At 71.4% G+C, this 19,627-nt stretch carries 17 protein-coding genes; 4 read left to right on the plus strand and 13 right to left on the minus strand.

The window, feature by feature from the left end:
• Window positions 1-32: 32 nt before the first annotated feature.
• From gatB to gatC, 5 genes are read right to left on the minus strand one after another with little or no spacing between them, the layout of a single operon-like run.
• A complete protein-coding gene (gatB, locus tag NJE57_RS02155) occupies window positions 33-1,514 on the minus strand; it encodes an Asp-tRNA(Asn)/Glu-tRNA(Gln) amidotransferase subunit GatB (RefSeq protein ID WP_319026713.1) in 1,482 nt (493 codons plus the stop codon).
• 10 nt (window positions 1,515-1,524) lie between these two features.
• Window positions 1,525-2,559 (minus strand): ATP-dependent 6-phosphofructokinase, encoded by a 1,035-nt coding sequence (locus NJE57_RS02160; RefSeq protein WP_319026714.1) that lies wholly within the window; start codon window positions 2,557-2,559, stop codon window positions 1,525-1,527.
• A gap of 28 nt (window positions 2,560-2,587) precedes the next feature.
• Complete coding sequence (locus tag NJE57_RS02165) at window positions 2,588-3,991, minus strand: DHA2 family efflux MFS transporter permease subunit (protein ID WP_319026715.1); 1,404 nt, start codon at window positions 3,989-3,991, stop codon at window positions 2,588-2,590.
• The gene (gene gatA / locus NJE57_RS02170; RefSeq protein WP_319026716.1) at window positions 3,988-5,442 is read right to left on the minus strand and encodes an Asp-tRNA(Asn)/Glu-tRNA(Gln) amidotransferase subunit GatA; all 1,455 of its coding nucleotides are present in this window, start codon (window positions 5,440-5,442) and stop codon (window positions 3,988-3,990) included. Before gatA ends, NJE57_RS02165 begins: the two co-directional genes overlap by 4 nt.
• On the minus strand, window positions 5,439-5,738 hold the full coding sequence (gatC, locus tag NJE57_RS02175; protein WP_319026717.1) for an Asp-tRNA(Asn)/Glu-tRNA(Gln) amidotransferase subunit GatC: 300 nt from the start codon (window positions 5,736-5,738) through the stop codon (window positions 5,439-5,441). The genes gatA and gatC overlap by 4 nt, the downstream gene beginning before the upstream one ends.
• A gap of 75 nt (window positions 5,739-5,813) precedes the next feature.
• On the opposite strand from gatC, the gene NJE57_RS02180 reads away from it, so the two are divergent.
• Both NJE57_RS02180 and NJE57_RS02185 read left to right on the plus strand, forming a co-directional pair.
• On the plus strand, window positions 5,814-6,458 hold the full coding sequence (locus tag NJE57_RS02180) for an amino acid-binding protein (protein WP_319026718.1): 645 nt from the start codon (window positions 5,814-5,816) through the stop codon (window positions 6,456-6,458).
• A gap of 2 nt (window positions 6,459-6,460) precedes the next feature.
• On the plus strand, window positions 6,461-6,829 hold the full coding sequence (locus NJE57_RS02185) for a hypothetical protein (protein WP_319026719.1): 369 nt from the start codon (window positions 6,461-6,463) through the stop codon (window positions 6,827-6,829).
• Here NJE57_RS02185 and ligA read toward each other — a convergent pair.
• Entirely contained in the window at window positions 6,826-8,997 is a 2,172-nt protein-coding gene (gene ligA / locus NJE57_RS02190; RefSeq protein WP_319026720.1) for an NAD-dependent DNA ligase LigA, read from the minus strand. The two genes, NJE57_RS02185 and ligA, sit on opposite strands and share 4 nt — an antisense overlap.
• Before the next feature lie 59 nt (window positions 8,998-9,056).
• Between ligA and NJE57_RS02195 the strand changes: the two genes are divergently transcribed.
• Window positions 9,057-9,752 (plus strand): exonuclease domain-containing protein, encoded by a 696-nt coding sequence (locus NJE57_RS02195; protein ID WP_319026721.1) that lies wholly within the window; start codon window positions 9,057-9,059, stop codon window positions 9,750-9,752.
• 17 nt (window positions 9,753-9,769) lie between these two features.
• Here the strand turns inward: NJE57_RS02195 and NJE57_RS02200 are convergent, their stop codons facing one another.
• From NJE57_RS02200 to NJE57_RS02225, 6 genes are all read right to left on the minus strand, one after another.
• Entirely contained in the window at window positions 9,770-10,852 is a 1,083-nt protein-coding gene (locus NJE57_RS02200) for a cobalamin-independent methionine synthase (protein ID WP_319026722.1), read from the minus strand.
• Window positions 10,849-11,979, minus strand: coding sequence for a tRNA 2-thiouridine(34) synthase MnmA (gene mnmA / locus NJE57_RS02205; protein ID WP_319026723.1), 1,131 nt, complete (start codon window positions 11,977-11,979; stop codon window positions 10,849-10,851). Before mnmA ends, NJE57_RS02200 begins: the two co-directional genes overlap by 4 nt.
• Window positions 11,976-13,172 carry a cysteine desulfurase family protein gene (locus tag NJE57_RS02210; RefSeq protein WP_319026724.1) on the minus strand — a complete coding sequence of 399 codons (1,197 nt, stop codon included), beginning with the start codon at window positions 13,170-13,172 and terminating at the stop codon, window positions 11,976-11,978. Before NJE57_RS02210 ends, mnmA begins: the two co-directional genes overlap by 4 nt.
• Before the next feature lie 95 nt (window positions 13,173-13,267).
• The gene (locus NJE57_RS02215; RefSeq protein ID WP_319026725.1) at window positions 13,268-14,218 is read right to left on the minus strand and encodes an electron transfer flavoprotein subunit alpha/FixB family protein; all 951 of its coding nucleotides are present in this window, start codon (window positions 14,216-14,218) and stop codon (window positions 13,268-13,270) included.
• Window positions 14,219-14,268: 50 nt separating this feature from the next.
• A complete protein-coding gene (locus NJE57_RS02220) occupies window positions 14,269-15,054 on the minus strand; it encodes an electron transfer flavoprotein subunit beta/FixA family protein (RefSeq protein WP_319026726.1) in 786 nt (261 codons plus the stop codon).
• 122 nt (window positions 15,055-15,176) lie between these two features.
• Window positions 15,177-16,808, minus strand: a complete 1,632-nt coding sequence (locus tag NJE57_RS02225; protein ID WP_319026727.1) for an AMP-binding protein — start codon at window positions 16,806-16,808, stop codon at window positions 15,177-15,179.
• A gap of 230 nt (window positions 16,809-17,038) precedes the next feature.
• On the opposite strand from NJE57_RS02225, the gene NJE57_RS02230 reads away from it, so the two are divergent.
• Entirely contained in the window at window positions 17,039-18,409 is a 1,371-nt protein-coding gene (locus tag NJE57_RS02230) for a PQQ-binding-like beta-propeller repeat protein (RefSeq protein ID WP_319026728.1), read from the plus strand.
• Here the strand turns inward: NJE57_RS02230 and NJE57_RS02235 are convergent.
• A complete protein-coding gene (locus NJE57_RS02235) occupies window positions 18,394-19,626 on the minus strand; it encodes a THUMP-like domain-containing protein (RefSeq protein ID WP_319026729.1) in 1,233 nt (410 codons plus the stop codon). The genes NJE57_RS02230 and NJE57_RS02235 overlap by 16 nt on opposite strands.
• Between the last annotated feature and the right edge of the window lies 1 nt (window position 19,627).

Below are 19,627 nucleotides of genomic sequence, written 5' to 3' on the forward strand. Positions count from 1 at the left end.
CCACCGCGCGGCCACCGCCCCGGGCGTCACGCCTAGTCGCAGGCGGCTATCACGAGCTCCTTGACGCGGGCCGGGTCCGCCTGGCCGCGCGTGGCCTTCATCACCGCTCCCACGATCGCTCCGGCGGCCTGCACCTTCCCGGCGCGGATCTTCTCCGCGATGTCCGGCTGGGCGGCGAGAGCGTCGTCGACGGCCTTCTGGAGCGCCGAGTCGTCACGGACCACCTCGAGTCCCCTGTCGGCGACGATCTGGTCCGGCTCACCCTCGCCGTCCAGCACGGCGTCGACGACCTGGCGACCGAGCTTGTTGGTGAGCTTCCCCTCGGCGACCAGCTCGATGACCCGCGCCACCTGGGCAGGGGTGACCTCGAGCGCCGGCAGGGCCACGCCACGCTTGTTGGCCTGCTGGGACAGGTAGGACACCCACCACGACCGCGCCTCGGCGGGGGGCGCCCCGGCATCGACGGTGGCGAGGATCAGATCCAGCGCCCCGGCGTTGACCAGGTCACGCATCTCCTCGTCGGAGACGCGCCAGTCGGCCTGCACCCGCGCGCGGCGCAGCCACGGCAACTCGGGCAGCTCGGCCCGGATCTTCTCGATGAGATCGACGGAGGGCTCGACGGGTGCGAGGTCGGGCTCCGGGAAGTAGCGGTAGTCCTCGGCCGATTCCTTGGGCCGACCCGCCGTGGTGGTGCCGTCGGACTCGTGGAAGTGCCGGGTCTCCAGCACGACCTCGCCACCGGAGGTCAGGACGTCGGCCTGCCGGCACATCTCGCTACGCACGGCGATCTCGACACTGCGCAGGGAGTTGACGTTCTTGGTCTCGGTGCGGGTACCGAACTCGGTGGCGCCCCTGGGCATGAGCGAGACGTTGGCGTCGCACCGCATCGACCCCTGGTCCATGCGCACGTCGGAGACGTCGAGGCTCCTGAGCAGGTCGCGGAGGGCGGACACGTACGCCCGGGCGATCTCGGGCGCGCGCTCCCCCGCCCCGACGATCGGCTTGGAGACGATCTCGATCAGTGGGACGCCGGCGCGGTTGAAGTCGAGCAGCGAGTGCGTGGCGCCGTGGATCCGGCCGGTCGCCGACCCGACGTGGGTGGACTTGCCGGTGTCCTCCTCCATATGCGCGCGCTCGACGTCGACACGCCAGGTGGTGCCGTCCTCGAGTACGACGTCGAGGAAACCGTCGTGGGCGATCGGCTCGTCGTACTGCGAGATCTGATAGTTCTTCGGCTGATCCGGGTAGAAGTAGTTCTTGCGCGCGAACCGGCTGTACGGGGCGATCGAACAGCCCAGGGCCAGGCCGATCTTGATGGCCCACTCGACCGCCTGCCCGTTGACCACCGGCAACGCGCCGGGGAGCCCGATGCACACCGGACACACCTGGGTGTTGGGATCCGCCCCGAACGCGGTCGGGCACCCGCAGAACATCTTGGTGGAGGTGTGCAGCTCGACGTGCACCTCCATGCCCATGACGGGATCGAAACGTGACACGACCTCGGTGAACTCCATGCGCAACAATCTAGCCGAAGAGGCAGGCGGCCTCGCGGTAGCGGTCCTCCGGGACGGTCTTGAGCACGGCCACCGCCTCCTCGACCGGCACCATCTCGATGCACTCCCCGCGCAGGGCGACGATCTGCCCGAAGTCCCCGCGGTGCACCGCGTGCGCGGCGTGGACGCCGAAGCGGGTGGCCAGGACCCGGTCGTACGCGGTGGGCTTACCACCGCGCTGGATGTGTCCCAGCACCGTCGTGCGGACGTCCCGGTTCATCCGTTCGGCGATCGCGGCGGCCATCTGGTCGGCGACGCCGCTGAACACCTCGTGGCCGAACTGGTCCGTCCCGCCCTCACGCAGCGTCATCCCGGAGCCCTCGACGGGTGTGGCGCCCTCGGCGACCACGCAGATGCCGTACGCCTCGCCCATCTGGAATCGGCGCTTCATCACCTTGCACACGTAGTCGATGTCGAACGGCACCTCCGGGATGACGATCATGTGTGCTCCGGACGCCAGTCCCGAGTGGAGGGCGATCCATCCGGCGTGCCGCCCCATGACCTCCACGAGCATGACCCGCTCGTGCGACTCCGCGGTGGTGTGCAGCCGGTCGATCGCGTCGGAGGCGATCGACACGGCGGTGTCGAACCCGAAGGTGTAGTCGGTTCCACCCACGTCGTTGTCGATCGTCTTGGGGACGCCGACCACCGGGACACCGTTCTCGGTCAGCCACCGCGCCGCCTTGAGCGTCCCGTCTCCCCCTATCGCCACCAGAGCGTCCAGCGAGTGACGCTCGATGGTCTGACGGATCTGCGGCAGACTCCCCGTGAGGATGTCCGGGTTGAGCCTGCCCGTTCCGAGGATGGTGCCGCCGCGGAGCAGGATGCGGTCGATCCCCTCGTCGTCGAACAGTGGGACCGCACGGTCGTGGACCAACCCCGACCACCCGTCCTGGAAACCCAGGACCGGTGAGTCGTACTCGGAGTTGGCGGTCCGGACCAACGCGCGGATGACCGCGTTGAGTCCGGGGCAGTCCCCGCCTGCGGTGAGCACGCCAATACGCACGTCGAGCTCCTCTCGGTTCCTCAGCAGTCTAGGGCCGCCCGGTGCTCGCCGCGCCGGGCTCCTGCGACTGTTCACCGGTACGGAACGCCATCGTCGCCAGCCCGCCGAGCAGCACCACCACGGCGGGCAGGAACATGGAGTCGGCCACCGCCTGCCCGACGTCACCGTGGACGACCAGCCGTGCTTGCATCAACGCACCGATCGCCGCGGAGCCCAGGACCGCGCCCACCTGACGGGTGGTGTTGTAGACCCCCGACCCGGCTCCGGCAGAGGCCAGCTCGAGCCTGCGCATCGCCGTGGACGACGTCGGCGCCCAGACACACCCGTTGGCCACCCCCATCAGCGCGATGGGCCCGAGGAGGACTGGGATCGAGGTCTGCGAATCCATGACCAGGGCCAGCCAGAACAGCGAGATGGCGTAGGAGAAGTAGCCGATGCCGGTGAAGAGTCGCGGATCGAGACGGTCGGCCCACCGACCCACCATCGGGGCGAGCACCCCCGCCACGAGCGCCATCGGCAACAGCATGAGGCCGGCGCCGGTGGGGCTGAGCTCCTTGACCCCCTGGAGGTAGAACATCAGCGGCACCATGGTGCCGGCGGTGACGAACCCGATGGTCGACACGCCGAAGGTGCCGATCGAGAAATTGCGGTCGCGGAACAGTCGTAGAGGCACCAGCGGTTCGGTCCGCACCCGCGACTGCCACCAGACGAAGGCGGCCAATCCCGCTACACCTGCGCAGATGAGCGCGAGCGTGGTCCCGCCCCAGCCGTGCGACTCGCCCTGTTGGATGCCGAAGACCAGGAGGAACATGCCCAGTGCCGAAAGGGCGATACCTGGTCCGTCATAGGAATGTGGCCGGGTCTCGAACCTGGGCACCCACCGCCAGACCAGGACCACGGCGAGGATGCCGAAGGGGATGTTGACGAAGAAGATCGATCGCCAGTCGAACGCGTCGATGAGTACACCGCCGAAGACGGGCCCGACGACCGAGGCGATGCCGGCGACCGCTCCCCAGGCCCCCATGGCCGCACCGCGGCGTTCGGGACGGAAGACCCTGGTGATCACGCTGAGCGACTGCGGCGTCAACAGCGCGGCGCCGAGCCCCTGGAACACCCGGGCGACGATGAGCGTCTCGATGTCGCCCGCGAGCCCGCACCACAGCGAGGCCCCGGTGAACAGGACCAGACCCGCGATCGAGACCGTACGCGGCCCGATCTGGTCTCCGAGGCGGCCGGTGAACAACAGCGGTACGACGTAGGCCAGAAGGTAGGCACTGGTCACCCAGATGACCTGGTTGGTAGTCGCCCCGAGCTGGGTGACGAAGGCCTCGGTGGCGACCGCGACGATCGTCTGGTCCACCAGGATCATGAAGAACCCGATGACGAGCGCCGCCAGTGCCTTCCACGCGTCCCGCTCGGGGACGGGGCTCACGCGATCGGGCCTCTCGCGGCCTCGAACGCGGCACCCACCCGGTACAGGCGGTCGTCGGCCAGCGCCGGGGCCATGATCTGCAGACCGGCCGGGAGCCCGTCGACGAGACCGGACGGAACCGACATGCCACAGTGCCCGGCCAGGTTGAGCGGCAGGGTGCACAGGTCGAACTGGTACATCGCGACCGGGTCCTCGACCTTGTCCCCGAGGGTGAACGCGGTCGTCGGCGTGGTCGGCGAGACCAGCACGTCGACCTTCTCGTACGCCGCGTCGAAGTCGCGGGCGATCAACGTCCGGACCTTCTGGGCCTGGCCGTAGAAGGCGTCGTAGTACCCGGCCGACAGGGCGTAGGTCCCCAGGATGATGCGGCGCTTGACCTCGGGGCCGAATCCGGCCTCGCGACTCGCGGCCATCACCTGGTCCGCCGACCCCTCGCCGGTGCGCAGGCCGTAGCGCATGGCGTCGAACCGGGCGAGGTTGCTGGAGACCTCGGACGGCAGGATCAGGTAGTAGGCGGGCAGCGCGTAGCGGAAGTTCGGGCACGAGACCTCGACGACCTCCGCGCCCAGACCCCGAAGCGTCTCGACGGCGGTCTGGAACGAGGTCTCGACGCCGGGCTGGTACCCCTGACCCGAGAACTCCGAGACCACACCCACGCGCACGCCCGTCAGGTCGCCCTTCGCTCCCTCGCGTGCGGCGGCGACCACGTCGGCCACCTGTACGTCCAGGCTGGTGGAGTCGCGTGGATCGTGGCCGGCGATCACCTGGTGCAGCAGCGCGGTGTCCTCGACCGTCCGGCCGCACGGTCCGCCCTGGTCGAGCGACGACGCGCAGGCGACGAGGCCGTACCGCGAGACCGTGCCGTAGGTGGGCTTGACGCCGACGGTCGCGGTGAGCGCGGCGGGCTGACGGATGGAGCCACCGGTGTCGGTGCCGATCGCGATCGGCGCCTGGTGGGACGCCAGCGCGGCGGCGGACCCGCCCCCGGAGCCACCGGGGGTGCGGCTCGGGTCCCAGGGGTTGCGGGTCGGGCCGTACGCGGAGTTCTCGGTGGACGACCCCATGGCGAACTCGTCCATGTTGGTCTTGCCGAGGATCGGCATTCCCGCCCGGCGAAGTGTCGCGGTCACCGTCGCGTCGTACGGCGACATGTAGCCCTCGAGCATCCGGGAGCCGCAGGTCGTGGGGGCGTCGGTGGTGGTGAAGACGTCCTTGAGCGCGATCGGCACCCCGGCCAGCGGGCCGAGCTCCTCACCGGCGGCGAGTCGGGCGTCCACGGCGCGCGCCGACTCGATCGCCGCGTCCGCGCCCACGTGCAGGAAGGCGTTGATCTCGCCGTCGACCTCGGCGATCCGGTCGAGGTGGGCCCGGGTGACCTCCTCCGAGGACACCTCCCGCGCGGCGATCCGGCCGGCCAGCTCCGCGGCGGTGGCGGTGGTCAGCCCGGTCATGCCTCCTCCCCCAGGATCTGCGGGACCTCGAAGCGCTGCTCGTCCGCGGCCGGAGCCTGGTCGAGCGCCTGCTCCGGGGTCAGGCCCGGGGTGACCACGTCGTCGCGGTACACGTTGGAGATCGCGGTGGGATGGCTCATCGCCGGGACGTCGTCCGCTGCGACCTCGGACACGGCCTGCACGTGGTCGAGGATGTCGGTGAGCTGTCGCGCGAACGAATCCAGCTCGGAGTCGCTCAGTTCCAGGCGGGAGAGCCTGGCCAGATGCGCGACGTCCCCGCGTGAGATCGAGGTCACGTGTAGTCCCTTTCCGTGGCATGTCGGTACCGGCCCAGCCTAGTCAGCCCGTGGGAGTGCGGCACAATGGGCGCCATGTCTTATCTGCTCCGCGTCCTGTTGCCCGATCGACCGGGCAGCCTCGGTTCCCTCGCGGTGGCGCTGGGGACCGCCGGTGCGGACATCATCAGCCTCGATGTGGTGGACAGGTTCGACGGGGTCGCGGTGGACGACATCGTGGTGGAGGTCCCCAACGGGACCTTTCCCGACACGCTGATCACCGCCGCCGAGCAGCTCGACGGCGTCGCGGTGGACTCGTTGCGGCCGTTCGGCGGAATCCTCGACGCGCACCGCGAACTCGAGTTCATCGACGCGGTGGCGGGCGCCGGGGCCGGGGCGGACCAGATGCTCGCCGACGAGCTGCCCTCCGCGCTGCGGCTCGGATGGGCACTCGTGGTGGCACTGACGGCGGACGGGTGCCGCCTGATCGCACGCGGCGAGGCGGCGCCGATGTGGGACGGGGGCGAGGTCGCGGCGATTCGTCACCTCGAGCGGGCCACGGCACTGGACGACGACGTGCCGGCGGAATGGACGGCCATGGACACCGCCCTCGCGGCAGCCCCGCTCTCGTCCGGTCACGTCCTCGTGGTCGGCCGGCCGGGCGGGCCCTCGTTCCGCCCGTCCGAGATCGCCCGGCTCGGATACCTCACCGGCATCCTGCGGTCACTGCACGCGGGCTGATCATGCGATCAGCGGCGGTGGTGACGGCCGGGGCTCTGGTGGCCGGATGCCTGCCCCACGTTCTCGTTCTGGCCGGGAGACTCCCGCACACGGCGCTGGCCGGCGGCCGGATCCCCGACGCCCGCACCGGGCGGATCGCCTCCGCCGCGAGTATCCCCGTCCTGGTGGCCGAGGCAGGCGCGGCGCTGTGGGCGGGCATCAGGTGCGAGCGAACACGTGGGGTCGGCTCGGTGCTTGCCGTCCATGCCGCGGTAACCCTTCTCCCCCAGCTCGTCGGGACCCCGTTCGAACGCAGGTACGCGGCGCCCGTCTGCGTGGTCTGGCTCGCGGGAGCGGTGGCGTTGGCAGCCCGCTCCCCGACGCCGCGTTAGTCGCCGTCGTCCTCCGCGCCCGGCTCCTCCGGCGCCGGGCCGTTCTCCAGCAACTCCACGAACCCGGCCTCGTCGAGGATGGTGAGCCCCAGCTCCTCGGCCTTGGCCGCCTTCGACCCGGGATTGTCCCCGACCACCACATAGTCGGTCTTCTTGGACACCGACCCCGAGGCCTTGCCGCCGCGGGTGATGATTGCCTCCTTGATGCCGTCGCGGGTGAACCCCTCGAGGGAACCGGTGGCGACGATGGTCAGTCCCTCCAGAGTGCGCGGGATGGAATCGTCCCGCTCGTCGGCCATCGACACGCCCGAGGCCGCCCACCTGTCGACGACCTCGCGGTGCCAGTCCACGTCGAACCACTCCACCACCGAGGCCGCGATGGTCGCGCCGACGCCGTCGGTCTCCGCGAGGTCCTCCTCGGAAGCGGCGCGGATGGCGTCCATCGTCCCGAACCGGGTGGCCAACGCCCGGGCGGCGGTCGGACCGACGTGGCGGATCGACAGTGCCACCAGCACCCGCCACAGCGGTCGGTCCTTCGCCACATCGAGGTTGGTCAGCAGCTTGCGACCGTTCTCGGTGAGCACTGTGCGCTCGGGATCGGCGCCCTCGTCCACCTGCTTTCGGCTCGCCTTGTCGAGGCGGGTGTAGAGGGAGGTCCGCAACAGGTCGGCCTCGGTGAGGTCGAACAACCCGGCCTCGTTCTCCAGCACCCCGCTGACCAACAGATCCGAGGCCCCCTCGTAGCCCAGCGCCTCGATGTCCAGCGCGTTGCGTGAGGACAGATAGAACAACCGCTCACGGAGCTGGGCAGGGCAGGACCGCTGGTTCGGGCACCGCCAGTCCGCGTCACCCTCCTTCGCCGGGGCGAGGACGGTGTCACACTCCGGGCAGCGGTCGGGGAAGACGAACTCGCGCTCGGACCCGTCCCTGCGCTCCACCACCGGGCCGAGGACCTCCGGGATCACGTCCCCGGCCTTGCGGATCACCACCGTGTCGCCGATCAACACCCCCTTGCGCCTGACCTCGGTCTGGTTGTGCAGGGTCGCGAGCGAAACCGTGGAACCCGCGACGAGCACGGGCTCCATGTGCGCGAACGGTGTGACCCGGCCGGTCCGCCCCACGGAGACGCGGATGTCGAGGAGTTCGGTCATGACCTCCTCGGGCGGATACTTGTAGGCGATGGCCCACCGCGGTGCCCGGGACGTCTGCCCCAGCCGACGCTGGACGGAGCGGTCGTCGATCTTGACGACGAGGCCGTCGATCTCGTGCTCGGGATCACCCCGGTGGTCGCCCCAGTAGCGCATCCGCTCGAGGACCTCCTCTACACCTGTCGCGGGGGCGGTGTGGGGCGAGACGGGCAGACCCCATTCCGCCAGCGCGAGATAGACGTCATGGAGGCTGGTGAAGGTGGCCCCCTCGACCGCGCCGAGCCCGTGGCAGTACATCCCGAGGCGCCGCTGGGAGGTGATGGCCGGGTTCTTCTGGCGCAACGAACCGGCGGCGCTGTTGCGGGGGTTGGCGAACGGTGGCTTGCCCTCGGCCACGAGCCGCGCGTTGAGTTCGGCGAAGTCCCGGAGGCGGAAGAACACCTCGCCCCTGACCTCGAGCAGCGCGGGGACGGGACGGTCCTCGGACGGGGTGAGCGTGACCGGGATGTCGTCGATCGTCCGGGCGTTGAGTGTCACGTCCTCACCGGTGCGGCCGTCTCCGCGGGTGGCCGCGGAGACCAGTCTCCCGTCGCGGTAGACCAGGTCCAGCGCCACTCCGTCGATCTTGACCTCGCACAGGAACCGCAGCTGCTCCTCGGGCAGATGCGCGTGCTCGACCGCGGAGGCCACCCACGCACGTAGCTCCTCCTCGGAGAACACGTTGTCCAGACTCGTCATCCGCTCGAGGTGCTCCACCGGTGCGAAGTCGGTCGAGAACCCACCGCCGACGAGCTGCGTCGGGGAATCGGCGGTCCTGAGCCCCGGGTGCTCGGCCTCGAGCGCCTCGAGGTCACGGAACAACCGGTCGAACTCGGCATCGGAGACGATCGGCGCGTCCTTGACGTAGTAGCGGAACTGGTGGTCCCGCACGGTCTCCGCGAGCTCGGTCCACGCCTGACGCACGTCCGGCGGGATGTCGCCGGTACCGATGGGCTCGCTGCTCTGGCTCGCTTGGCTCACGGGGACAGGGTAATGCGACACGGGTCCGGGATGTCGGAGCGCTGGCCTACGGTGAGCGCATGAACACTCGGATCCAGACCCCCGCCACGATCGACCGGAACCGGTTGCTGGCCTTCGACCTCGAGACCACGGGGCCCGATCCCCGTACCGCACACGTCGTCACCTCCGCCCTGGTCGCGATAGACGGCCCCGGAAAGGTGGAGCTGAGATGGATGGCCGATCCCGGTATCGAGATCCCGGAGGGAGCGACGGCGGTCCACGGCGTCACCACCGCCCAGGCGAGAGAACACGGGCGCCCCCACGCCGAGGTCGTCGCCGAGACCATCGCGGGAATCCGACGAGGGTGGCAGGAGGGCAGGACGTTGGTGGTGTTCAACGCGGCCTACGACCTCACCATCCTCCGGAGATGGGATCCCTCGTTCGAGGTGCTCGGGCCGGTTGTGGACCCCTACGTGGTGGATCGGGCGACCGACCCCTATCGCAGGGGGAAGCGCACCCTCGAAGCCCTGTGCCTCCACCACCGCGTGCAGTTGGACGGCGCCCACGAGGCCGCGGCGGACGCGCTCGCGGCCGCCCGCCTGGCGTGGAAGCTGCTCGGTTCGCTCCCCGACCTGACCGGCGGCGACTGGCGAGCGGTCAACACCCGACAGGCGCTCTGGCACGAGGAACGTCAGCGCGACTTCGCCGCCTATCTCGAGAAGTCGGGAAAAGACGCCTCCGACGTCAACACGGAATGGCCGATCGCCGTCGCGTAGACCGGCGGACGGCGGGCCTACTCCGCCAATCGTGGCGCGGCCTCGGTCACCCGCCGAACCGCGGCGAGTGCCTCCACCGGGCCGACCCGGCCAGAGACCATGTCCTCCACGGTCGGCGTGAAGACCAGCTGGTCGAGCGCCGCGTGGCGTGGCGCGCTGAGCCGGTCGAGCAGGGCGAGGATCATGGACACACTGCGTTCGACGTCCGCGCCGGTGCGGGGGGGCCTGGCGATCCCGGGCAGACCTTCCATCTGGAGGATCCGCCCCGCGCCCAGGACCGTGCCCGCGGCGTCGAGCGCGGAGTGTGACCGGCTCGAGTGCAGAAGTTCGGCCGGCACGCACAGTCCGTCGAGTGGAGTCTCTCCCCGGGGCGCCTGCGAGACCGCGGACCACCTGGCCGGCGCCTCCGGTCCGGTGCCCGCGGGGACGCGGATCAGCACGTCGGTCACCCCGCCGCGACGGAGGACGTCAGCGAAGCGGCACAGGGACAGCGCTAACCTGTCCTCCGGAACGGCCGGGATGGGATCGAAGCGGCTCGGTCCGGCGACCGTGCCCGCAGCGACGTGCCAGAGCATCGGCTCGTCGAGAACGATGCGCGCGCCGGCCCCCATCCGTCCCGCCAGTCGGGTGATGCGGTCGGCCACGCCCTCGGCGAGCGCCTCCGCGAGATCCCTGCGGGCGCCACGGTCGGTGAGGACGGGTAGCCCACCGGGCAACTCGAGCTGCGCGGCGAGCGACCACGGGCCCAGCACCCGCGCCACGAGGCGGCGGTCTACCGGGGCGGGATCCCCCTCGGGGGCCCTGACGGATTCGTCGGCCTCTTCCAGCGCGTCGAGGTCGCGGTCGAGGAGGTCGGAAGCAGTCCGGGCCGCTCGCCCGGGCGAGCCCGCCAGGCGCCACCCGCGGGGGGAGACGTCGACGGGGAGATCGGCGAGCATGGCCAGGGTCCGGCCCACCTGATCGGCGCCGAGTCCCCGGTCCGCGAGTTCGGGGAGGAACGGCAGGCGGTGACATTCGCCCAGCACCACACGCGCCGACTCCCGGGGGTCCACTCCCGGCATGGGGCCGGGGCCGGAGACACCTGTCGCGACGGCGTTCACGGGGCGCTCGCGACCGGGCGGGAGGAGGTGATCGTGCCGCTGCCCAGTACTCGGTCACCCTCGGGTTCCGGCCGGTAGAGCACCGCCGCCTGCCCGGGGGCGACTCCGCGCACGGGTTCGTCGAGGGTGATCTCCAACCGGGCCTGCGGACCGTCGCCCACCCGCCTGACGTACCCCGGGGTCGCCTCACCGTGCGCCCGGATCTGGACGTGGCACTCGGTCTCGCGGATGTCGTCGTCGACGAGCCAGTAGGGCGAGGACGCGGTCATCGATCCCGAGAGCAGGTGATCCGAACCACCGACGGTCACTGTGCCGGTGTCCGCGTCGATGGCCGTGACGTATCGGGGGCGACCGTCCGCCGCCGGGCCCTGCAGACCGAGTCCCTTGCGCTGACCGATGGTGAATCCGTGCACACCCTCGTGGCGGCCGAGTTCGTCGCCGGTGTCGGCGTCGACCACCGCACCCGGACGCAGTCCGATCCGCGCTCCGAGGAATGCACGGGTGTCGCCGGAGGGGATGAAGCAGATGTCGTGGCTGTCGGGTTTGGACGCCACGGGCAGCCCCGCCGCCTCGGCCTCGGCGCGGATCTCGGACTTGAGCGAGTCCCCCAGCGGGAACATCGAGTGGGCGAGCTGCTCGGGGGTGAGGACGCCGAGTACGTAGGACTGGTCCTTGGCGGGGTCGACCGCCCGGCGCAGAACGGGGCGCCGGACGCCGTCGGTCGGTTCCTCCGTGGACAGGCGCGCATAGTGCCCGGTGGCCACCGCGTCGAAACCCAGTGCCATGCCCCTGTCGAGGAGGGCCTCGAACTTGATCCGCTCGTTGCAGCGCAGGCACGGGTTGGGGGTCTCACCGCGCGAGTAGGACTCCACGAAGTCGTCGATCACGTCCGCGCGGAAGCGTTCCGCGAAGTCCCACACGTAGAACGGGATGCCCAGTAGGTCGGCCACCCGGCGCGCGTCCGACGCGTCTTCTCGCGAGCAGCACCCGCGGGACCCGGTTCGCAAGGTCGCCGGATCCGCGCTCAGGGCCAGGTGGACGCCCACGACCTCGTGTCCGGCGGCCACCGCACGGGCTGCCGCGACCGCCGAGTCCACTCCACCGCTCATCGCGGCGAGGACCCTCATGACGCCGTCGCTTCCGTGCGCATCAATCCGAGCCCGGCGACGCGGGCGCGTTCGGCGGCGGGGCCGAGCGCGGCGACGGCCGCGGCGACGTCGTCCTCTGTGGTGGTGTACCCCAGGCTCAGGCGCAGGCTGCTCCGTGCGGCTGCCTCCCCCGCACCCAGCGCCAGGAGGACGTGGCTGGGCTCGGCCACCCCGGCGGTGCAGGCCGACCCGGTCGAACACTCGACGCCGGCGGCGTCGAGCAGGAGGATGAGCGACTCCCCGGAGCAGCCCGGGAAGGTGAGGTTGGCGATCCCCGGGAGGCGGTCGCCGCCGCCGTTGGCGATCGCGTCCGGGACCTCCGCGAGGATCCCCGCGACCAACCGGTCCCGCAGGCGCTCGAGTCGTCGTGCCTCGGAAGCCATCTCGCGGACCGCCTCGTCGAGTGCCACCGCCATCGCGACGACGCCCGGGACGTCGACCGACCCCGACCGGAGGTCCCGCTCCTGTCCTCCTCCGAAACCGACCGGGAGACAGTCCGCGCCGCGGTCGATGAGCAGCGCGCCGACACCCAGCGGTCCGCCGAACTTGTGTGCCGACAGGCTCAACGAGGTCACGCCCAGTGCCCCGAAGTCCACCGGGACGTGTCCGACCGCCTGTACGGCGTCGGTGTGGACCGCGGCACCCGCGGCACTGGCGGCTGCGGACACGGCGGCGACGTCGGTGAGGGTGCCGATCTCGTTGTTGCCCACCATCGCGGCGACCAGGGCGAGTCGGGGCCCCACCTCGGCGACCAGATCGTGCACCGATCCGGGTGTGACCGCGCCGTGGCGGTCCACGGGCAGGACACGGACGTCCATCCCGCCTCCGCGGTCCGTGGCCAGATGGGCTGCCGAGTCGAGGACCGAATGGTGTTCGGTCGCGCCGACGGCCACGACGTCCCCGGCCGCCGCGGCGGCCTGCCCGAGCACCGCCAGGTTGTCGGACTCGGTCCCCCCGGAGGTGAAGACCACCTCGGAGGGCCGACACCCGAGGTGGGCGGCGAGGGATTCGCGGGCCTCTTCCAGCCGGCGACGGGCGCGACGCCCGGCTCCGTGGAGGGAGGAGGCGTTGCCGACGGTCGCGGCGGCCTCGGCGTAGGCGGCGATCGCCGCCGGACGCATCGGGGTGGTCGCGGCGTGGTCCAGGTAGTGCGCGGTGCGGGTCGTGAGCATGTCGTGGGCAACGATACGCCGGAACGCGCCGGACCCCGGCACCGCAGGGGTGCCGGGGTCCGGTTGGCGCTGGCGACGACGCTGCCGCGTCCGGCTCACTTACGGGCGTTGATGGCCTCGGTGAGCTGCGGGGCGACACTGAACAGGTCGCCGACGATGCCGTAGTCCGCGATCTCGAAGATCGGCGCCTCTTCATCCTTGTTCACGGCGACGATGGTCTTGGACGTCTGCATGCCGGCGCGGTGCTGGATGGCGCCCGAGATACCGAGCGCGATGTACAGCTGCGGCGAGACGGTCTTACCCGTCTGACCCACCTGGAACTGGCCCGGGTAGTAGCCCGAGTCGACCGCGGCACGGGAGGCACCGACGGCGGCCTTGAGCGAGTCCGCCAGCGGCTCGATGACCTCTTCGAACTTCTCGGCCGAGCCCACACCGCGACCACCGGAGACGACGACGGTCGCCTCGGTGAGCTCCGGGCGGTCTCCACCGACGATCGGGTTGCGCGAGACGACCTTGGCGGCGTTCTCGGGCTCGGGCACCTGGACCTCGACGACCTCGCCCGCCCCGGCGGACGGTGCGGCCTCGACGGCCCCCGGACGCAGGGTGTAGACGGGCGTGTCGCCGGAGACGGTCGCCTCGACGGTGAAGGCGCCACCGAAGATCGAGTGGACGGCCGAGCCGTCGGACTTGATCTCGACGACGTCACAGAGGGTGCCGGAGCCGGTGCGGGCGGCGAGGCGACCCGCCACCTCCTTGCCCTCGAACGTGGCGGCCAGGATGACCGCGGCCGCGCCCTGCTCGGCGAGGCCGGCGAGGACGTCGACCTTGGGGGTGACGAGGTAGTTCTGGACCGCGTCACCCTCGGCGACGTAGATCTTCTCCGCGCCGGCCTCCTTGAGGGCGTCTGTGAGCGCGGCGGCGGAGCCGGTCTCACCGAACACGACGGCGGACGGCTCACCGAGCGCGCGTGCCGCGGTGAGCAGCTCCGAGGTGACCTTCTTGAGTTCGCCGTCGACGTGCTCGACCGCGACGAGGACTTCAGCCATGGTGGATTCTCCTTGAAAGAACGTGTGGGAGTCGGTCGGGTGAGCTCGGCTCAGATGAGCTTCTGCGCCACGAGGTACTTGGCGACGTCGTTGCCGCCCTCGCCCTCGTCGTTGACCTTCTCACCGGCGCTACGCGGCGGCTTGGGGGTGGACGAGGTGACGGTGGACGCCGCGTTGTCCTTGCCCACCTGGCTGGGCTCGACGTTGGTGTCGGCCAGGGTCAGGAGCTCGACCGGCTTCTTCTTGGCGGCCATGATGCCCTTGAAGGAGGGGAAGCGCGGCTCGTTGATCTTCTCGCCGACCGACACGACGCACGGCAGCGAGGCCTCGATCTCGAAGATGCCCTCGTCGGTCTCGCGCTCGCCCTTGATCGTGTCCCCGGAGACCTCCAGGGTCCGCATGTGCGTGACCTGCGGAAGGCCCAGGTACTCGGCGAGGATGGCCGGGACGCTGCCCATGCGGCCGTCGGTGGCCTCGTTGCCGCAGATGACCAGCTCGGTGCCCTCTATGGTGCCGAGCACGTTGGCGATGGCCCATGCCGTCTGGACCACATCCGACCCGTGGAGCGCCTCGTCGTTGAGGTGGACGGCCTTGTCGGCGCCCATCGACAGTGCCTTGCGGATCGCCTCGGTGGCGCGGTCGGGCCCGGCACACAGCACGGTCACCTCGCCGCCCTCGGCCTCCTTGATCTGGAGAGCCTGCTCAACGGCCTTCTCGTTGATCTCGTCCAGGACCGCGTCCGCGGCCTCACGGTCCAGGGTGAAGTCCCCATCGGAGAGCTTGCGCTCCGAGTAGGTGTCCGGAACCTGCTTGATCAGTACGACGATGTTCGTCATGGGCCTGCGTCGACCTCCTGCGAGTCGGGGCTGGGTGCGATCCGAGCTAACCGGGCGCACCGGGATGTGGTCCTGCGGACAACAATAACGTCACCGGCGCCGACACTGCAGGAGTGGGGCGGTCAGTTGATGCGCTTGTCCCACCCCGACCACGCGGCGTCACGCAGTTCGTTCTTGCGGACCTTGCCCGTGGAGGTGCGCGGCAACGCCTCGGTGAGTTCCACCGCGCCGGGCACCTTGTACCGGGCGATCCTCGTCCGGCAGTGCTCGACCACGCCGTCCTGGTCGAGGTCGGACCCCGGCCTGACCACCACGTATGCCTTGGGCCGCTCGCCCCACTTCTCGTCCGGCATCGAGACGACGGCGCAGTCCATCACGTCGGGGTGCGAGGTGATCGCCTGCTCCACCTCGATCGTGGAGATGTTCTCGCCACCGGAGACCACCACGTCCTTGGCCCTGTCGAGGAGCTGCACGTAACCGTCCGGGTGCATCACGCCGAGGTCGCCCGAATGGAACCATCCACCGGCGAACGCCGTCTCGGTGGCCCCGGGGTCGCCGAAGTAACCCTTCATCACCCCATTGCCGGTCATCACGACCTCTCCCATCGTCACCCCGTCGGCGGGGACGTCGACCAGACGCGAATCGCCGGGTGAGGTGCGCTCGACCACACGGACGGTGTCGGCGTGGATCATCGCCACACCCTGCCTGGACTTCCGGGCGGCGCGCTCGTCCGGGTCGAGCTCGGACCACCCCGGCTGCGGCACACACTCGGTGAACGGCCCGTACGTCTCGGTGAGCCCGTACACCTGGGTCACGTCGATGCCCAGGTCCTCGAAACGGCGCAGGATCGTCGGCGAGGGCGGGGCGCCGGCGGTGACCATGCGGATCCCCTCGATCGGCCGGGCCGCCGGGTCGTCGGCGATCGTGGACAACACGGCGGGTGCACCGGCGAGGCGGTTGACACCCTCGTCGTCGAACAGCCTCCAGATCTCGTCCCCCCGGACGGCGCGCAGACACACATGGGTGCCCATCGCCCCGGTCAGGGCCCAGGTGGTGCACCAGCCGTTGCAGTGGAACATCGGGAGCGTCCACAGGTAGCGCGAGTCCGCGTCCAGCCCCTGGGTCACGATCTCGCCGAGCGCATTGAGGTAAGCGCCCCGGTGGGTGTACATCACGCCCTTGGGACGCCCGGTGGTGCCGGAGGTGTAGTTGACGGCGATGACGGAGTCCTCGTCCTCGACCGCCCAGGACACCGCTCGCGGCGAGGCCAGGGCCAGCCCCTCCTCCAGCGCCTCGGCGCGGGGGCCGAAGCGGGCCGGGTCCGGCTGGGTGCCGTCGGCGTCGGGGGTCACCAGGATCAGACGGATCGACTCCGGCACCTCGTCGCCCAGGCCGGCCAGGAGTTCCGCGTCGGCGATGAGCACCGCGATCCCGGCGTGCTCGGCGATGTAGGCGATCTCGGCGGGCGCCAGGCGGGTGTTGAGGGCCACCACAGCGCCACCGGCGAGAGGGACCGCGAACTGTGCCAGGAGGGCTTCGGCGGAGTTGGGGGCCAGCACCCCGACGCGGTCGCCGCGGGCGACCCCGCGCATCCGCAGGAGCGACGCCAACCGCGTGGCACGGTCGGCGAACTCCGCGTAGGTCTGGCGGCGGGGACCGTCGACGACGGCGGTGGCCTCGGGAAACACCCGCGCGGCCCGCTCCAGGAAACTCAGCGGGGTGAGGGCGGTGTCGAGTCCGGATCTGGCTGTCATCGCGGGTGGTCCGCCTCTCGTGGATTCTTCCGGTGATGACCGTCACGGTAGCCGCGGGTGCCGGGACACACCGGGCGATTGCCCGCCGATCCCCCCTGCCGGCGCCCGCCACGACCCAGCCGGCGCCCGCCACGACCCAGCCGGGGCCCGCCGCCGGGACGTCTCACGGGTCGCGCGTCCACGCGCCGACTACGCTCTGCACTGACGATCTGACGCGAAGGGGACCTCCAGTGGCACCGGCATCGATACCGCGGCGGGCCGCACTCACCGCGCGGGCCCTGGCGGTCGGCGCGGTCGCGGTCGCCCTCGCCGCGGGGTGCGTCTCCTCCACCGAGAGCGGGGGCGCCCGTCTGGGGCAGGCCCAGAGCTGGTCGTCCGTCGCCGGCGGGCCACCGAACTCCGGACGAGCGCACGCGGCCGTCTCCGACTCCCCCGGGCTCGTGTGGTCGCGCTCGCTGGGGGCCCCCGCGATCGGGGTGGCCTCCTCCGACGGACTGGGCACCTTCTACCAGGCGACCGTGTCCGAACGCGGGTGCAACCTCTTCGCCCTCACCGCCGACGACGGACGCAAGCGCTGGTGTCTGCGCCTGCCGACCGACGGGCCGCGCATCACGGCCACCGTCGACGGCCGCGGTTCCCTGTTCGTCCCGATGTACGGCGGGGTGGGCGCGGTCTCGGCCGAGGGCGAGAACCGCTGGTTCGCCGACACCCTGGGCATCCCCACCACCGTCACCCTCCTGGACAACCGGCATCTGCTACTGATCTCCCACCTGGGGATCGCCAGGGTGGTCAACACCCAGACCGGCCTGGACGCCTCCTCCGAACTCCCCCTCGCCGGCGAGATTCCGCCCGCCGACCCGGGCTACGGCTCACCCTGGTGCGGCTCCGGCGAGCGGGGGTGCCCCGCACCGGGCCCCGCGGCGGTGGACACCGACAGCGGGACCGCCTATCTCACCGCGTGGACGCCGGGCGCACCCGCCCCCGAACTGGTCGCCGTCCGGTTCTCCCCAGGCGAGACCGGGCGACTCGAGGTGGCGTGGCGGACCGGGCTCCCCGAGGGGCGGCTCGGCGTCCCGGTGGTCCTGTCGAACGACCGCGGGCAGGTCCACGTGCACTCCCGTGACGGTTCGCTCCACGCCTACTCCACCGCCGACGGCGCCCCGCTGTGGTCCACCCCGGTCGGGTACCGACCGGACACCCCACCGGCGGTGCTGCCCGACGGGACCCTCGTCTCCGGCGGCCGCACGACCACCGTGTGGAGGGGTGTCGACGACGACCACTCCGCCGACGCCGGCCCGGCGCCCGTGGTGGCCGTCCGCCCCGAGGACGGTCGGGGCCGTGAGGTGTGGCGGCGCGACGACCTGCGCCAGCTCACCAACCCCGCCGCCACCGAGGACGGGCGGGTGGTGGTGGCCGTCCGGTCGGGGGGGACCGACGACGAGCCCGGCATCGCCGTGCACCTGCTCGACGGCGAGGACGGCGGCACCGTGCACGAGTTCGACGTCCCGGCGGCCCGCGGCCCGGTCTCGGGGCTCAGCGTGGACGACGAGGGACGCATCGCGCTCACGACCGCCGTCGGGGCGGTCTACCTGCTCGGGTGAGCGTCCCCGGCGGCGGCCGTACGCGGCCCGCAGACGAACACCACCGCCGATCTGCCGATCCTGGTCACGACCAGCGCGAGCGGGCGGGAGCCCCCCAGCGACAGTGAGCGCCGCAGCACATCCGGGTCCGTGTCGACCCCACGGACGAGGATCTCCAGCGACCCGCAGTCCCGCCGACGCAGGACCTTCCGCAGCTCCCGGCGGTCGAGTCTGCACCGCTCGAGCACCTCGAACCCCGTGTAGCCGCCCGGGACCCGCGGCCCGGTCAGGTGCGCGATCCGGGGGTCGAGCTGGCGGAGCCCGTTGCGGCGGGCCCAGTGCCGGACCAGGCCCGACCGGACGACCGCCCCGTCGGGATCCACGATGAAGCGGTCGGCTTCCTCGTGCGCGTCGACCTCGTCGTCGTCGCCGTCCGTGACCTCCTCCACGTGCACGGCGAGGCCGTCGGACACCAACCGTGGGGGACCCCACGGCGACGCCGCGTCGACAGCGGTGGAACGCACGACGGTCGCGCGCCGCCGCACCCCCGCGGACAGGCCCGGCGACCACAGGCACGCCTCCCGCACCGACCCGTCGAGCGAGACCACCTGGACCTCCCCGGAGTGTTCGAGGACCGAGGTGTCCAGTCCGGGCGCGCACTTGATCGCGTAGTCGCGGTCGTCCACCGCGGCCAGCAGACCCGGCAGCGGCGGGCTGAGCTGTCCGGGATCGTGGATGCGTCTGCCACCGGCCCTGCGGGCGGGATCGGCGACCACCACCGTGCCCCGGCTCGGCGGGGCGAGGGCATCCGCCACGCACACCAGCGCGCCGGGCACGTTGTGGGCGGCCATCCGGGCGCGGAGCGGGTCGAGATCGGAGCCGACCACCCGGCCTGCGGCCCGCAGGAGCTCGCCCAGCTCGGCCCCGACCGAACAGGTGACGTCGTGGACGTCCCGGCCGGCCAGTCGTCCGGCGCGCAGCGCGGCGACGGGCCACGCGGTGGCCTGCTGGACGGCCTCGTCCGTCAGGAGCATCCGCTCCGCCCCGCGGACCCGGCCGTGTGCGCGCCGACGGGCGGTCACCACATCGATCGCGGCCGCGGCGTGCCCGGGATCGGCCCGGCGCACGGCGGCCGTGGAGGCCACCAGTCGCCCGCGCGACCAGTCGAGTCCGGCGGCCAGGGCGAGCAGGTCCCGGCCGGCGTCGGTGAGCAGGAAGTCCAGATCCTCCGGGGTCATC

The sequence above is a fragment of the Dietzia sp. PP-33 genome, from assembly GCF_033790845.1.
GTDB lineage: Bacteria > Actinomycetota > Actinomycetes > Mycobacteriales > Mycobacteriaceae > Dietzia.